This window comes from Pseudomonas sp. o96-267 (assembly GCF_003935465.1).
In the GTDB taxonomy this organism is placed as follows: domain Bacteria; phylum Pseudomonadota; class Gammaproteobacteria; order Pseudomonadales; family Pseudomonadaceae; genus Aquipseudomonas; species Aquipseudomonas sediminis.
The window spans coordinates 101,306-117,460 of sequence record NZ_RHQP01000010.1 but is presented as its reverse complement, the minus strand read 5'-3'; the positions used below and the strand labels follow the sequence as shown (position 1 = coordinate 117,460).

The following is a 16,155-nucleotide window of genomic DNA, read 5'->3' as shown; positions in this document are numbered from 1 at the left end:
GAGGCGTGCGGCCCCTGGGCCGATAGCGCGCAGGAAGCCCGGACTAACAAGATGGCAGTAAAATACCCCGCGTTCCGCAAGAAATTCCCGCTGCTGGTCACCGGCAGCCTCCTGGCCTTACAGCCCGCGTTCAGCCTACAGTCCTTTGCCGCCGAGCAATACGATTGCCAGGCATCGCCCACGGGCGGCTGGGCCTGCGCGCCGAAATCAGCGGCCAGCGCCCTGCCTCCGCGCCCGGTGCACAGCCGTGATGCTGTCAGCACCGGTGGTGCCAGCAGCGAGGCGGTAGCCAAGCAGGATGCCGCCCCGGTGCTGGTCACCGAGAGCAAGGGCCGCGCCCTCGCCTCGCGCAGCCCCGATTACAGTCACTTGGACTGGGTCCCGCGCGATAAGTTGACTGCCGCGCAACTGGCCGAGGCCGGTCCTTACTGTGCAGGCGCCTACGTCGAGCCGCTGCGTCCGGGCATGGATGACACCACGCCGCTGGACGAGTCGCCGATGTACGTTTCCGCCAAGGCCTCGCGCTTCGAGCAGGAAAAGCAGATCGCCACCCTCGCCGGTGACGTCGTCCTGCGCCAGTCCGGCATGCAAGTCGAGGCTGACGAAGCCAGCCTGCACCAGACGGAAAACCGTGGTGAACTGGTCGGCAACGTACGCCTACGCGACAAGGGCATGCTGGTGGTCGGCGACCGCGCCGAACTGCAACTGGATAACGGCGAAGCGCGTATCGACAACGCCGAATACGTGATGCATCAGGCTCACGTGCGCGGTAGCGCGCTCTACGCCAAGCGCGAAGAGACCGCGATCATCCGCCTCAAGGATGGTACCTACACCCGTTGCGAGCCGGGCGACAACGCCTGGCACCTGAAGGGCAACAACGTCACCCTGAACCCGGCGACCGGCTTCGGCACCGCGACCAACGTGACGCTGCGGGTCAAGGACATTCCGGTGTTCTACACCCCGTACATCTACTTCCCGATCGACGACCGTCGCCAGTCCGGCTTCCTGCCGCCGAGCATCGGCACGTCGAGCAGCAACGGCTTCTCGCTGCAAACGCCGTACTACTTCAACCTGGCGCCGAACTACGACGCCACGCTGTACCCGACCTACATGGCCAAACGCGGCCTGCTGATGGAAGGTGAGTTCCGCTACCTGACCGAGAGCAGCGAAGGCCAGGTCGGCGGCGCATGGCTGAACGACAGCGAAGACGAGCGAAAGCTGCAGTCCGAGTACGAAGACCAGCGCTGGATGTACAGCTGGCAGCACAAGCAGGGCCTGAACTCGCGCCTGCTCGCCGAAGTCGACTACACCGATATCAGCGACCCGTACTACTTCCAGGATCTCGATACCGATCTGGGCATCGACAAGCAAACCTACGTAGACCAGCGCGGCACGCTGACCTATCGCGGTGACAGCTATACCGCACGCCTGAACGTGCATGCATACGAACTGGCTAACATCACTGATGTGACGCCGTATGATCGTCTGCCGCAGATCACCCTGGATGGCAAACTGCCGTTCAATCCGGGTGGCCTGGACTTCACCTATGGCACCGAATACGTGCGCTTTGATCGCAACCTGCGCTCGGGCTTCTTCACTGACAAAGACGGGGTAACCGGCCGGCCGCAAGACCTCTGGTACGACGAACGCTTGACCGGCCTTTCGAGGGCCGATGGTGAACGACTGCATCTCGAACCAGGCGTGAGCTTGCCGCTGGACTGGAGCTGGGGTTTTGTCAAACCTCAGGTCAAGTACCTGCAGACCAACTACGACATCAGCCTGGATCAGCAAGGCAAAGATACGCTGCTGGCTGAGCAGAATTACAAGGGCACACAGAGCCGCGGCGTCGGCCTGTTCAGTGTAGACAGCGGCCTGTATTTCGACCGCAACACCCAACTATTCGGCAAGGATTTCCGCCAGACCCTGGAACCGCGTGCGTTCTACCTCTATGTGCCGGAAGAAGACCAGACCGACATCCCGGTGTTCGACACGGGCGAGCCGACCTTCAGCTACGCCTCGCTGTGGCGTGAAAACCGCTTCAGTGGCAAGGATCGCATCGGTGACGAGAACAAGTTGTCACTGGGCGTGACCAGCCGTTGGATCGAGTCGAACGGCTTCGAGCGCCAGCGCTTCAGCATCGGCCAGGCGTTCTACTTCGAAGACCGCAAAGTTCAACTGCCGGGCATCGACTACCGTACCCGCCAGGACGCCACCTCCGACGTGTCGCCTTATGCGCTGGAGTACCTGTATCGCTTTAACCGCGACTGGCGCTTCTCCTCGACCTTCAACTGGGATCCGGACCAGCATGCCACCCGTTCGGGCAGCGCAATGTTCCACTACCAGCCGGAAGACAATCCGAACAAGATCGTCAACTTCGGCTATCGCTATCGTAACGACACCGTACGTTACGACCGTGATAGCGGCCAGTGGACCACTAACCCGGACTATGGCACTCCGGGCAGCCCCTATTACATCAAGGACTACTACAAGATCGACCAGCATGACTTCTCCGTCATCTGGCCGCTGGCTCCGCAGTGGAGCCTGATCTCGCGCTGGCAGTACGACTATGGCCGCAACCGTACTCTCGAAGCCTTCGGTGGTTTCGAATACGACAGCTGCTGCTGGAAGCTGCGCCTGATCAACCGCTACTGGATCGATTACGACGAAGTCAGCCTCGACCCATCGCGCAACGACGAGCCGGACCGCGGCATCTTCCTGCAGATCGTCCTCAAGGGCCTCGGCGGCGTTGTTGGCAACAAGGTGGAAACTTTCCTCGACCAAGGCATTCAAGGTTACCGTGAACGTGAAGACCAAGCTTTCTGATCGCCTGCGCCCCCTGCTGTTGGGCGCAGCACTGCTGGCGGCAACGGCTCAGGCCCAGGTTCGCCCACTGGATCGCGTCGTGGCCATCGTCGACAACGACGTGGTCATGCAGAGCCAACTCGACGCCCGCCTGCGTGAAGTGCAGCAAACCATCGACAAGCGCGGCGGCTCCCTGCCTCCTGGCAACGTACTCAGCCAGCAGGTGCTCGAGCGCCTGATCATCGAGAACATCCAACTGCAGATCGGCGACCGCTCCGGCATTCGCATCACCGACGAAGAACTGAACCAGGCCATGGGTACCATCGCTCAGCGCAATGGCATGAGCCTGGAGCAGTTCCGTGAAGCACTGGCACGCGACGGCCTGTCCTATGCCGATGCGCGTGACCAGGTGCGTCGCGAGATGGTCATCAGCCGTGTGCGCCAGCGCCGCGTGGCCGAACGCATTCAGGTTACCGATCAGGAAGTGCAGAACTTCCTCGCCTCCGACCTGGGCAAGATGCAGCTGTCGGAAGAATTCCGTCTGGCCAACATCCTTATTCCGGTTTCCGAAGGTGCGTCCTCCAGCGAAATACAGACGGCCGACCGTCAGGCACAGGAGGTTTATCAGCAACTGCAGCAAGGCGCGGACTTCGCCCAACTGGCTGTCTCTCGCTCTGCCAGCGAGAACGCCCTGGAAGGCGGTGAAATGGGCTGGCGTAAAGCGGGTCAGCTGCCTCCGCCGTTCGACAACATGATCAGCCAACTGAACCCGGGCGAGGTTACCGAGCCGGTGCGTACGCCAGGCGGTTTCATCATCCTCAAGCTGATCGAGAAGCGCGGCGGCGACACCCAGGTGCGCGACGAAGTGCACGTGCGCCACATCCTGATCAAGCCCAGCGAAATTCGCAGCGAAGAAGAAACCCGTCGTCTGGTCGAGCGCCTGTATCAGCGTATCGTCGATGGCGAGGATTTCGCTGAGCTGGCGAAGAGCTTCTCCGAGGACCCGGGCTCTGCGCTCAACGGCGGCGACCTGAACTGGATCGACCCGAACGCCCTGGTCCCCGAATTCCGCGAGGTGATGAACAACACCCCCGGCGGCGAGCTGTCCAAGCCGTTCAAGAGCCCTTACGGCTGGCACGTGCTGGAAGTCATGGGCCGTCGCGCCACTGACAGCAGCGCGCAATTCCGCGAGCAACAAGCCGTTAACGTGCTGCGCAACCGTAAGTACGACGAGGAGCTGCAGGCCTGGCTGCGCCAGATCCGCGACGAAGCCTACGTCGAGACCAAGCTGTAACTGCGTCATCGCGTACGAAAGCCCGGCCCTGTGCCGGGCTTTTTCGTTATTGGCCCGGCAGCGTAAACTGACGGCCCCGCGCCCACACAGAGAGCGACCATGACTGCGCAGCAATGCTTTGCCCTCACCCCAGGCGAGCCCGCCGGCATCGGCCCCGATCTCTGCCTGCTGCTGGCCCAACAGGCCCAGCCTGCGCCACTGGTCGCCATCGCCAGTCGCGAGCTACTGGCAGAGCGCGCGGAGCGATTGGGGCTGAGTATCGAATTGCTGATCGTTGACCCACAACGATTGCCAGGCAAACCGGCAGCAGCAGGCGCTCTCTATGTCTGGGACACGCCGCTGGCAGCTCCCGCAACCCCAGGCAAACTGACGCCCGCGAACTCCGCCTACGTGCTGGAAACCCTCACTCGCGCAGGCCAAGGCTGCCTGGACGGAACCTTCGCCGGCATGATCACCGCCCCCGTGCACAAAGGTGTGATCAACGAAGCTGGTATCGCTTTCTCCGGCCACACCGAGTTTCTCGCCGAGCTGACCCACACCGAGCAGGTGGTGATGATGCTGGCAACCCGCGGCTTACGTGTGGCGCTGGTCACCACCCATTTGCCCCTGAAGGACGTTGCAGCCGCTATCACAGCCGAGCGCCTGGAACGCGTCACGCGCATCCTGCATACAGATCTGCAAGGTAAATTCGGTATCGCCCAACCGCGCATTCTGGTCTGCGGGCTCAACCCCCACGCCGGCGAAGGCGGCCATCTGGGTCGCGAGGAAATCGAGATCATCGAGCCGACGCTGGAACGTCTGCGCACGGAAGGCATGACCCTGATCGGCCCGCTGCCTGCCGATACCCTGTTCACCCCCAAGTATCTCGAACAGGCCGATGCGGTATTGGCCATGTACCACGACCAGGGCCTGCCGGTGCTCAAGTTCAAGGGCTTCGGCGCCGCGCTGAATGTCACCCTGGGTCTGCCGATCATCCGCACCTCGGTAGATCATGGCACCGCGCTGGACCTGGCCGGCACTGGCAAGGTCGACATCGGCAGCCTGCAGGTGGCGCTGGAGACCGCCTACCAGATGGCCGCCAGCGGTACGACATAAGCCGCTGAGGCCACGGCCCGCGCCCCCGACGCCATTCGCTGGTAGACTGTGCGACTTTCTTTTTTGCATCCAGCCTCGAGCAACACGACTCGGGGCGTTGCGCGGAGCCGTACATGTCCGAATACCAACACCGCGCGCGCAAGCGCTTCGGCCAGAACTTCCTGCATGATGCCGGGGTAATCGACCGTATCCTGCGCGCCATTCGCGCCAAGGAAGATGAACGCCTGCTGGAGATCGGCCCAGGTCAGGGCGCCATTACCGAGGGTTTGCTCGGCAGCGGCGCGCAGCTCGACGTGATCGAACTCGACCTCGACCTGATCCCCATCCTGCAAAACAAGTTCGGCGACAATCCGCGTTTTCGCCTGAATCAGGGCGACGCGCTGAAATTCGACTTCGCCCGCCTCGACGCGCCACCACGCAGCCTGCGCGTTGTCGGCAACCTGCCCTACAACATCTCCACGCCGCTGATTTTCCACCTGCTGGATAACGCACCGCTGATTCGCGACATGCACTTCATGCTGCAAAAGGAAGTGGTCGAGCGCATGGCCGCAGGCCCGGGCGGCGGCGATTGGGGGCGGCTGTCGATCATGGTGCAATACCACTGCCGCGTGGAACACCTGTTCAACGTCGGCCCCGGCGCTTTCAACCCGCCGCCCAAGGTCGACTCGGCCATCGTGCGCCTGGTGCCGCATGAGACCTTGCCGCACCCCGCCAAGGACCACCGCTTGCTCGAACGCGTCGTGCGCGAAGCCTTCAATCAGCGCCGCAAGACCCTGCGCAACACGCTCAAGCAGTTGATGCCAGCCGATGCCATCGAGGCCGCGGGGGTCGACGGCAGCCTGCGCCCCGAGCAACTGGATCTGGCCGCCTTCGTCCGCCTGGCCGACCAACTGGCTCTACAGCCCTCTGCTGCGCAGGACTAAACTGCAATCACGCCCAACGGATCATTCGCATGTCCGACCCTCGTTATCAGATCGACGTCAGCGTCACCACCCGCTATCTGGCAGCGCAGTCGCAGCCGGAGCAGAGCCGCTACGCGTTCTCCTACACCGTGACCATCGTCAATAACGGCGAGCTGCCGGCTCAGCTGTTGTCGCGCCACTGGATCATCACTGACGGCGACGGTCGCGTGCAGGAAGTGCGCGGCGCCGGCGTGATCGGCCAGCAACCGCATATCGAGCCCGGCGCCAGCCACACCTACAGTAGCGGAACGGTCATGACTACCCAGGTCGGCACCATGCAGGGCAGCTACCAGATGCTCGCCGAAGACGGCAAACGCTTCGATGCGAGCATCGCGCCGTTCCGTCTGGCTGTGCCAGGGGCCCTTCACTGATGGCGGTGTATGCCGTCGGCGACCTGCAGGGTTGCCTCAAACCGCTCCAGTGCCTGCTCGAGCAAGTGTCTTTCGATCCCACGCATGACCAGTTGTGGCTGGTGGGCGACCTGGTCAACCGTGGCCCGCAGTCGCTGGAAACCCTGCGCTTCCTCTACTCCATCCGCCAGGCGGTCACCTGCGTGCTGGGCAACCACGACCTGCACTTGCTGGCGGTGGCGCACAACATCGAGCGCCTGAAGAAGGGCGATACCCTGCGCGAGATTCTCGATGCGCCGGATCGCAACGACCTGCTCGACTGGCTGCGCATGCAGAAACTGGTGCACCACGACGCCGAGCGCAAGGTGACCTTGGTGCATGCCGGCATCCCGCCGCACTGGACACTGAGCAAGGCGCTGCGCCGCGCCGCTGAAGTCGAAGAGGCACTGCGTGACGATGCTCGTCTGCCGCTGTTTCTCGATGGCATGTACGGTAACGAGCCGGCCAAGTGGAACAAGGAACTGCACGGCGTGACCCGCCTGCGGGTGATCACCAACTATTTCACCCGCATGCGCTTCTGCAAGGCCGACGGCACCCTGGACCTCAAGAGCAAGGAAGGCGTCGGCAGCGCACCGTCCGGCTTCGCACCCTGGTTCAGCTACCCACAGCGCAAGATGCGCGGCGAGAAGATCATCTTCGGCCACTGGGCAGCACTGGAGGGCAACTGCCCGGAACCAGGCCTCTACGCGCTGGATACCGGCTGCGTCTGGGGCGGCGCGATGACCCTGCTCGATGTCGATAGCGGCGCACTTCACCGCTGCACCTGTCCCAAAGAATAAGCCCGCCACCCACCTGGTAAAGGTCCCCGAACATGAGCGAATTCAAGCGTATCTCCCCGCAACAGGCGCAAGAACTGCGCAACCAGGGCGCCGTCGTGGTCGACATTCGCGACCCACAGAGCTTCGCCAATGGTCATATCAGCGGCTCGCGCCACCTCGACAACCACTCGCTGCATGACTTCATCACTCAGGCCGACCTCGACGCGCCACTGATCGTTTCCTGCTACCACGGCAACTCCAGCCAGGGAGCCGCGGCCTACTTGGTCGGTCAGGGTTTTTCCGAGGTTTATAGCCTCGATGGTGGTTTCGAGTTGTGGCATGCCACCTACCCGAGCGAAACCGCGCAAAGCAGCGAAGAATAAATTTCTTCAGCCGGCAGGCCGCGCCCGCTCTGGCCTGCCGCCCTTTCCCGACGCACGGTAACATCCCGTTATCGTTGTCCCGCCCTTGACGCTCTGCAGAACGAACTATTCTGTTACTCAGGCCATCCCACTGAAGGTAGAGCCGGCAAACCGGCATCGGGCCATCGGTAACGACTTTTGGGTTTTGGGGGATTCTTCCCGACTTGTATCCGAGCCGGGGTTACCCAGCACCTGCACGCACGACCGATCCCGAGCCAGCTTTCAGCATCGAGCGAGGTGAAGTCATGAGCATTTTCAGTCACTTCCAACAACGTTTCGAGGCGACCCGCCAGGAGGAGTACTCGCTGCAGGAGTACCTCGAACTGTGCAAACAGGATCGCAGCGCCTACGCCACTGCGGCCGAACGCCTGCTGATGGCCATTGGTGAACCGGAGTTGCTGGACACCTCCAGCGACTCTCGGCTGTCACGCATCTTCTCCAACAAGGTCATCCGCCGCTATCCGGCCTTTGCCGACTTCCACGGCATGGAGGAGTGCATCGACCAGATCGTCTCCTACTTCCGCCATGCTGCTCAGGGCCTGGAAGAGAAGAAGCAGATCCTTTATCTGCTCGGCCCGGTGGGTGGCGGTAAATCCTCGCTGGCCGAGAAGCTCAAGCAACTGATGGAGAAGGTGCCCTTCTACGCCATCAAGGGCTCGCCGGTATTCGAGTCGCCATTGGGGCTGTTCAACGCCACCGAAGACGGCGCCATTCTCGAAGAGGACTATGGCATCCCGCGCCGTTACGTCAGCTCGATCATGTCGCCGTGGGCCACCAAGCGCCTACAGGAGTTCGGCGGCGACATCAGCCAGTTCCGCGTGGTCAAACTCTACCCCTCGATCCTCAATCAGATCGCCGTGGCCAAGACCGAGCCGGGCGACGAGAACAACCAGGATATCTCCGCCCTGGTCGGCAAGGTGGACATCCGCAAGCTGGAGGAGTACCCGCAGAACGACGCCGATGCCTACAGCTACTCGGGTGCGCTGTGCCGGGCCAACCAGGGCCTGATGGAATTCGTCGAGATGTTCAAGGCGCCGATCAAGGTACTGCACCCGCTGCTGACCGCCACCCAGGAAGGCAACTACAACAGCACCGAAGGCCTCGGCGCGATCCCCTACAGCGGCATCCTGCTGGCCCACTCCAACGAGTCCGAGTGGCACAGCTTCCGTAACAACAAGAACAACGAAGCCTTCATCGACCGTATCTACATCGTCAAGGTGCCCTACTGCCTGCGTGTGACCGACGAGATCAAGATCTACGACAAGCTGCTGATCAACAGCTCGCTGGCCAAGGCCCATTGCGCGCCGGACACCCTGAAGATGCTTGCCCAGTTCTCCACCCTGTCGCGCCTGAAAGAGCCGGAGAACTCCAACATCTACTCGAAGATGCGCGTCTACGACGGCGAGAACCTCAAGGACACCGACCCGAAAGCCAAATCGATCCAGGAGTACCGTGACAGCGCCGGCGTAGACGAGGGCATGAACGGTCTGTCGACCCGCTTCGCCTTCAAGATCCTGTCCAAGGTGTTCAACTTCGACCCGCACGAGGTGGCCGCCAACCCGGTACACCTGCTCTACGTGCTGGAGCAGCAGATCGAGCAGGAACAGTTCCCTGCCGAAGTACGCGAGCGCTACCTGCGCTACATCAAGGAATACCTGGCACCGCGCTACATCGAGTTCATCGGCAAGGAAATCCAGACCGCTTACCTGGAGTCCTACAGCGAGTACGGGCAGAACATCTTCGACCGCTACGTGCTGTACGCCGACTTCTGGATTCAGGATCAGGAATACCGCGACCCCGAAACCGGCGAGATCCTCAACCGCGTCGCCCTCAACGAGGAGCTGGAGAAGATCGAGAAGCCGGCCGGCATCAGCAACCCGAAGGACTTCCGCAACGAGATCGTCAACTTCGTGCTGCGCGCCCGCGCCAACAACAACGGCAAGAACCCCACCTGGCTCAGCTACGAGAAACTGCGGGTGGTGATCGAGAAGAAAATGTTCTCCAACACCGAGGACCTGCTCCCGGTCATCAGCTTCAACGCCAAGGGCAGCAAGGAGGATCAGCAGAAGCACAACGACTTCGTCAAACGCATGGTCGAGCGCGGCTACACCGAGAAGCAGGTGCGCCTGTTGTCGGAGTGGTACCTGCGGGTTCGCAAGTCTCAGTAAGCCCTGTCCGGCGCGCGCCGCGTGCCGGGTCATTCGCTGCCTGCCTGTGGCTATGGGCGGGCAAGAACCTGTTCAAAGCCTCGCGAGCTAGAGCCATGCAATACCGATGGCGGCCCCACAAAAACAGGCGAGGACCGGTCGGAGTCGCGGTCGACTTTACGAGCGATAAATGAGCAGTCCGAGCCTGTTTTTAACGCAGCAGGGCCGAAGCGCAGCAGAGTTTGAACGGGTTCGAAGGAGACGTCATGAGCTACGTGATCGACCGACGCCTAAATGGCAAAAACAAGAGCACGGTGAACCGCCAGCGCTTTTTGCGGCGTTACCGTGAGCACATCAAGAAGGCGGTGGAGGAAGCAGTCAGCCGACGCTCCATCACCGACATGGAGCACGGCGAGCAGATCAGCATTCCCGGCCGCGATATCGACGAGCCGGTGCTGCATCACGGTCGCGGCGGCAGGCAAACCACCGTTCACCCAGGCAACAAGGAATTCACCACTGGCGAACGCATCCCGCGCCCTCAGGGTGGCGGCGGTGGGCGTGGCAGCGGCAAGGCGAGCAACTCCGGCGAAGGCATGGACGAGTTCGTGTTCCAGATCACCCAGGAGGAATTCCTCGACTTCATGTTCGAGGATCTGGAGCTGCCCAACCTGGTCAAGCGCCACCTCACTGGTGCGGAAACCTTCAAGACCGTACGCGCCGGCATCAGCAACGAAGGCAACCCCTCGCGTATCAACATCGTCCGCACCCTGCGTTCGGCTCACGCGCGGCGTATCGCCCTGTCCGGCTCCAGTCGCGCCAAGCTGCGCGAAGCCAAGGCCGAACTGGAGCGACTGCGACGTGAAGAACCAGACAACTTCGGCGATATCCAGGCGATTCAGGAGGAAATTGAACGACTCAGCGCGCGCATCCATCGCGTGCCGTTTCTCGACACCTTCGACCTCAAGTACAACCTGCTGACCAAGCAGCCCAATCCCAGCTCCAAGGCAGTGATGTTCTGCCTGATGGACGTGTCCGGCTCGATGACGCAGGCCACCAAGGACGTGGCCAAGCGCTTCTTCATCCTCCTGTACCTGTTCCTCAAGCGGAACTACGACAAGATCGACGTGGTGTTCATCCGCCACCACACCAGCGCCAAGGAGGTAGACGAGGAGGAGTTCTTCTACTCCCGCGAGACCGGCGGCACCATCGTATCCAGCGCCCTGAAGCTGATGCAGGAAGTGATGGCCGAGCGCTACCCGATCAACGAGTGGAACATCTACGCCGCCCAGGCGTCGGACGGCGACAACTGGAACGACGACTCACCGGTATGCCGGGATATATTGATCAACCAGATCATGCCGTTCGTGCAGTACTTCACCTACGTCGAGATCACCCCACGTGAGCACCAGGCGCTGTGGTTCGAGTACGAACAGGTGGCCGAGGCCTTCGCCGACAGCTTCGCCCAGCAGCAACTGGTGTCCGCCGCGGACATCTACCCGGTGTTCCGCGAACTGTTCCAGCGTCGCCTGGTGAGCTGAGGGCCAAGCCATGAATGCCAGCACGAGAAAGCGCGAACCAATCTCCACCGGCTCGGAATGGACCTTCGACCTGATCCGCCAGTACGACAAGGAAATCGCCCGCATCGCCGAGCGCTATGCGCTGGACACCTACCCCAACCAGATCGAGGTGATCACTGCCGAGCAGATGATGGATGCCTACGCCTCGGTGGGCATGCCGCTTGGCTACCACCACTGGTCATACGGCAAGCATTTCCTTTCCACCGAGAAAGGCTACAAGCGCGGTCAGATGGGCCTGGCCTACGAGATCGTGATCAACTCCGATCCGTGCATCGCCTACCTCATGGAGGAAAACACCATCTGCATGCAGGCGCTGGTGATCGCCCACGCCTGCTACGGCCACAACAGTTTCTTCAAGGGCAATTACCTGTTCCGCACCTGGACCGACGCCAGCTCGATCATCGATTACCTGGTGTTCGCCAAGCAGTACATCATGCAGTGCGAGGAACGTTACGGCATCGACGCAGTGGAGGAGTTGCTCGACTCCTGCCACGCCCTGATGAACTACGGCGTCGACCGCTACAAGCGCCCCTACCCCATCTCCGCCGAGGAGGAGCGGCGCCGGCAGAAGGAGCGCGAGGAACACCTGCAGAAGCAGATCAACGACCTGTGGCGCACCATCCCCAAAAATGCCGACAAGGGCGGCGAGAAAGACAACAAGCGCTTCCCCGCCGAACCGCAGGAAAACATCCTCTACTTCCTGGAAAAGCACGCGCCCCTGCTGGAGCCCTGGCAGCGCGAGGTGATCCGCATCGTGCGCAAGATCGCCCAATACTTCTACCCGCAACGCCAGACCCAGGTGATGAACGAAGGCTGGGCCACGTTCTGGCACTACACGCTGATGAACGACCTGTACGACGAGGGCCTGGTCACCGACGGTTTCATGATGGAGTTCCTGCAGTCGCACACCAGCGTGGTCTACCAGCCGCCGTTCGACAGCCCCTACTACAGCGGCATCAATCCCTACGCGCTGGGCTTTGCCATGTACCGCGATATCCGTCGTATCTGCGAGGAGCCCACCGAGGAGGACAAGCACTGGTTCCCGGACATCGCTGGCAGCGACTGGCTGACCACGCTCAAGTTCGCCATGAACAGCTTCAAGGACGAGAGCTTCATCCTGCAGTTCCTCTCGCCCAAGGTGATTCGCGACTTCAAGCTGTTCGGCATCCTCGACGACGACCAGAAGGACGAGCTGCTGGTACCGGCCATCCATGACGAACCAGGCTACCGCACCATCCGCGAGCTGCTCGCCGCACAGTACAACCTGGGCAACCGCGAGCCCAACGTACAGATCTGGAACATCGACCGCCGCGGCGACCGCTCGCTGACCCTGCGCCATCAGCAGCATGACCGCAAACCACTGGGCGACTCCACCGGCGAGGTGCTCAAGCACCTGCATCGGCTATGGGGCTTCGATATTCATCTGGAGGTCTGCCAGGGCGATCAGTTGATCACCACCCAGCATGTGCCACCACGCGGCAGCTCGGAGGGCGACAACGAATACCCGCGGCTGGACCTGATCATTCCGCCGATTTGATCGGCAGCTGGAGCACACGCCCAGCTGCGTGCCGTGGGCACGCCTTGGCGCGATAAGCCTGCGCGCATGACGCGCCCCATCTCGATCTTCGGTATCCTCTGCGCTCAGTGGAGGAACACACATGCAGATCTACACAGTCGGCGGCGCGGTACGTGATCGCCTGCTCGGCCGTCCCATCAGTGAAGTGGACTGGGTCGTGGTCGGCGCCAGCGCCGAACAGATGCTCGAACTCGGCTATCGCCCGGTGGGCGCCGACTTTCCGGTATTCCTGCACCCGCAAACGGGCGAGGAATACGCCCTGGCCCGCACCGAGCGCAAGAGCGGGCGCGGCTATGGCGGCTTCACCTTCCACGCCAGCCCCGACGTCACCCTGGAACAGGACCTGATCCGCCGCGACCTGACCGTCAACGCCATGGCCGAGGACGATCACGGCAACCTGATCGATCCCTATGGCGGCCAGCAAGACCTCGAGGCCCGCATCCTGCGCCACGTTTCCCCGGCATTCGCCGAAGATCCGCTGCGTGTTCTGCGCGTCGCCCGCTTCGCCGCGCGCTATGCGCCGCTTGGTTTCAGCGTGGCGCCGGAAACCCTCGAGCTGATGCGCCAGCTGGCTGATTCCGGCGAACTGAGCCACCTCACTGCCGAGCGCAGCTGGAAGGAAATATCCCGCGCATTGATGGAGCCGCGCCCGGATGTGTTCGTCCAGGTGCTGCGCGACTGCGGCGCACTGGCCGCCCTGCTGCCGGAAGTGGACGCTCTATTCGGTGTGCCGCAACCGCAAGCTCATCACCCGGAAATAGATACCGGCGTGCACGTGCTCAGCGTGCTGCGCCAGTGTGCGGAGCATGACCAGCCGCTGAACGTGCGCTGGGCCAGCCTGCTGCATGACGTGGGTAAAGGTCTGACGCCCGAGGATGAGTGGCCACGGCATATCGCCCATGAACACAAGGGGCTGCCACTGATCCAGGCGATCAATGAACGCTGCAAGGCACCCCGTGACTGCGCCGAGTTGGCACTGCTGGTCGGCGAGTTCCACACCCACGGCCACCGCGCGTTGGAGCTGCGCCCGTCAACGTTGCTGGAACTGCTGCAACGCTTCGACGTGTTCCGCCGCCCGCAACGTTTCGCTGAGTTCGTCGCCGCCTGCGAGATGGATGCCCGCGGACGCCTGGGCCTGGAGCAACGCGACTATCCACAGGCCGCTTACCTGATGGGCGCCGCCGAGGCCGCACGGCAAGTGCCGGTCAAACCGCTGCTGGAGAAGGGATTCAAGGGTGCAGAGCTGGGCGAGGCGCTCAATCGCGAGCGCCTGCAGGCGCTCAAGGCCTACAAAGAGCAGCACGCCTCGTAGGAGCGGCTGGGCGGCATTCCGTTTCAGCCGCGAAACTCCGCGACCCGCCTTTTCGCGGATAAATCCGCTCCTACCGATCAACGCCAAACCGTAGCCCGGACGCAATCCGGGGCGATTCTGAGGCCGCCCCCCCGGATTGCATCCGGGCTACGCAGAAGCCAGCAACTCCGCCGGCGTCAGCTCGGCGCCACGCCACTGGAAAGCAGCAGGCCACAGCTGCTGATCGATCTGCGCCGAAGCCCACAACTGCGCGAACGAACGGCCGTCGACTGGGTGACACACGTCCGGCACCAGCAAGGCCAAAGGCCAGAGCACGAAGGCGTTCTTGAGAATTTCCGCGCGCGGCAGGATCAGGCCATTGAAATTGCCGACCTGCTCGCCATACAGCAGCACGTCGATGTCCAGCGGCAAACCCTTGCGGTCCGGCGCGTAGCGGCCATTGTCGGCTTCGATGAATTTCAGCCGGCGGTCCAGCTCCAGCAGCGGCAGTTCCGTCTCGCCGACCACCACCAGATTGAAGAAGTTACCGCTCTTGATGCCCACCGCATGGCTCTCGAATACCGGCGAGCAGCGCATGTCGCTGAGCAGCCCCGTCAATGCGTCGAGGCCCGCGACCAGGTGAGCCTCGCGCTCGATATTGCTGCCGAGGCCGAGAAAGACGCGTGTCAGAGGCATCCGCGCTCGATCTCCACGCCTACGCCGCCGCGTGCGGCTGGCACCGCGCCGGGCTTGGTCAGCTTCAGACGCATCCAGGGAATGTTGAACTCCTCCATCAGGGTCTGCACCAGGCGTTCAGCGAAAGTCTCGACCAGGATGAATTGCGACTCGGCCGCGAAGGCCTGAATGCGCGTGGAGACGCTGGCGTAGTCGAGCGCCAGGTTGAGGTCGTCGCCGGCTGCCGCTGGGCGGTTATCCCAGCCCATCTGCAGGTCCAGACGCAGGCACTGGCGAATGTCGCGCTCCCAATCGTAGGCGCCGATCACCGTGTCGACTTCCAGCCCCTCGATAAATACTCTGTCCACCGCACTCTCCGCGCCACGACAAGGGCGCTGCACCTCGTTAGAATCGGCCCACCCCATGCCCTGGAATGGCCACCATGTTCTGGCTTCTGGCAATCCTTGCCTACCTGCTCGGTTCGTTGTCCTTCGCCATCCTGCTCAGCCAACTTGCAGGCGGGCCAGACCCGCGCGCCAGTGGTTCGGGCAACCCCGGCGCCACCAACATGCTGCGCGTCGCCGGCAAGAAGCTCGCCGTGATGACGCTGATCGGCGACCTGCTCAAGGGCCTGCTACCAATCCTGATCGCCAAGCTGCTTGGCCTGAGCCTGCATCAGCAAGCCTGGATCGGCCTGGCTGCCGTGGTCGGCCATCTATACCCGCTGTACTTCCGCTTTCGCGGCGGCAAGGGCGTAGCCACTGCCGCCGGCATGCTGCTTGGCCTCTATCCACCGGCGGCCCTGCTCGCTCTGGCGGCCTGGGCGCTGGTATTTCTGCTGACCCGCACCAGCTCGCTGGCCTCGCTGATCGCTACGCCGCTGACGCTGCCGCTGCTGGCCTGGCAACAACCGGCTGCCTTGCTGCCAGCCTGCGTGCTGACCGGGCTGATCGTCTGGCGCCACCGTCACAATCTGCGCGACCTTTTCGCCGGACGCGAACGGCGTTTTTGACTGAAAAACAAAACCTGTAGGAGCGGGGGGGGGGGGGGGGGCGCGCAAAAAAACATATGACAGACCGGCCAACACAAGACGAAAAAACAAAAAATAAAAAATCAAAAAAAAAACACGACCACACGGAAACAAGA

Annotated in this window: 14 protein-coding genes; 12 read left to right on the top strand and 2 right to left on the bottom strand. The window is 62.4% G+C overall.

Features of this window, described 5'->3' with window-relative positions:
* Positions 1–51 precede the first annotated feature (51 nt).
* The 11 genes from EGJ86_RS09295 to EGJ86_RS09245 all read left to right on the top strand — a co-directional run bounded on the left by EGJ86_RS09295 (position 52) and on the right by EGJ86_RS09245 (position 14,355).
* Positions 52–2,823 (top strand): LPS-assembly protein LptD, encoded by a 2,772-nt coding sequence (locus EGJ86_RS09295; RefSeq protein ID WP_125834890.1) that lies wholly within the window; start codon positions 52–54, stop codon positions 2,821–2,823.
* Positions 2,804–4,096 (top strand): peptidylprolyl isomerase, encoded by a 1,293-nt coding sequence (locus tag EGJ86_RS09290; protein WP_125834889.1) that lies wholly within the window; start codon positions 2,804–2,806, stop codon positions 4,094–4,096. The genes EGJ86_RS09295 and EGJ86_RS09290 overlap by 20 nt, the downstream gene beginning before the upstream one ends.
* 99 nt (positions 4,097–4,195) lie before the next feature.
* A complete protein-coding gene (gene pdxA, locus EGJ86_RS09285; protein WP_125834888.1) occupies positions 4,196–5,191 on the top strand; it encodes a 4-hydroxythreonine-4-phosphate dehydrogenase PdxA in 996 nt (331 codons plus the stop codon).
* A gap of 113 nt (positions 5,192–5,304) precedes the next feature.
* Positions 5,305–6,114, top strand: coding sequence for a 16S rRNA (adenine(1518)-N(6)/adenine(1519)-N(6))-dimethyltransferase RsmA (gene rsmA / locus EGJ86_RS09280; RefSeq protein WP_106733200.1), 810 nt, complete (start codon positions 5,305–5,307; stop codon positions 6,112–6,114).
* A gap of 29 nt (positions 6,115–6,143) precedes the next feature.
* Positions 6,144–6,524 (top strand): Co2+/Mg2+ efflux protein ApaG, encoded by a 381-nt coding sequence (apaG, locus tag EGJ86_RS09275; protein WP_017675673.1) that lies wholly within the window; start codon positions 6,144–6,146, stop codon positions 6,522–6,524.
* A complete protein-coding gene (locus EGJ86_RS09270; protein ID WP_125834887.1) occupies positions 6,524–7,342 on the top strand; it encodes a symmetrical bis(5'-nucleosyl)-tetraphosphatase in 819 nt (272 codons plus the stop codon). Before apaG ends, EGJ86_RS09270 begins: the two co-directional genes overlap by 1 nt.
* A gap of 32 nt (positions 7,343–7,374) precedes the next feature.
* Entirely contained in the window at positions 7,375–7,704 is a 330-nt protein-coding gene (gene glpE, locus EGJ86_RS09265) for a thiosulfate sulfurtransferase GlpE (protein WP_106733202.1), read from the top strand.
* A gap of 284 nt (positions 7,705–7,988) precedes the next feature.
* The gene (locus EGJ86_RS09260; RefSeq protein ID WP_106733203.1) at positions 7,989–9,911 is read left to right on the top strand and encodes a PrkA family serine protein kinase; all 1,923 of its coding nucleotides are present in this window, start codon (positions 7,989–7,991) and stop codon (positions 9,909–9,911) included.
* Positions 9,912–10,156: 245 nt separating this feature from the next.
* Positions 10,157–11,428 carry a YeaH/YhbH family protein gene (locus EGJ86_RS09255; protein WP_106733204.1) on the top strand — a complete coding sequence of 424 codons (1,272 nt, stop codon included), beginning with the start codon at positions 10,157–10,159 and terminating at the stop codon, positions 11,426–11,428.
* A gap of 10 nt (positions 11,429–11,438) precedes the next feature.
* On the top strand, positions 11,439–13,004 hold the full coding sequence (locus EGJ86_RS09250; RefSeq protein WP_125834886.1) for a SpoVR family protein: 1,566 nt from the start codon (positions 11,439–11,441) through the stop codon (positions 13,002–13,004).
* 121 nt (positions 13,005–13,125) lie between these two features.
* Complete coding sequence (locus tag EGJ86_RS09245; protein ID WP_125834885.1) at positions 13,126–14,355, top strand: multifunctional CCA addition/repair protein; 1,230 nt, start codon at positions 13,126–13,128, stop codon at positions 14,353–14,355.
* Positions 14,356–14,502: 147 nt separating this feature from the next.
* Here the strand turns inward: EGJ86_RS09245 and folK are convergent, their stop codons facing one another.
* A complete protein-coding gene (folK, locus tag EGJ86_RS09240) occupies positions 14,503–15,030 on the bottom strand; it encodes a 2-amino-4-hydroxy-6-hydroxymethyldihydropteridine diphosphokinase (protein ID WP_125834884.1) in 528 nt (175 codons plus the stop codon).
* Positions 15,021–15,377, bottom strand: a complete 357-nt coding sequence (folB, locus tag EGJ86_RS09235) for a dihydroneopterin aldolase (RefSeq protein ID WP_037000169.1) — start codon at positions 15,375–15,377, stop codon at positions 15,021–15,023. The genes folK and folB overlap by 10 nt, the downstream gene beginning before the upstream one ends.
* Positions 15,378–15,451: 74 nt before the next feature.
* On the opposite strand from folB, the gene plsY reads away from it, so the two are divergent.
* Positions 15,452–16,021 (top strand): glycerol-3-phosphate 1-O-acyltransferase PlsY, encoded by a 570-nt coding sequence (gene plsY, locus EGJ86_RS09230; protein WP_125834883.1) that lies wholly within the window; start codon positions 15,452–15,454, stop codon positions 16,019–16,021.
* Positions 16,022–16,155: the final 134 nt, after the last annotated feature.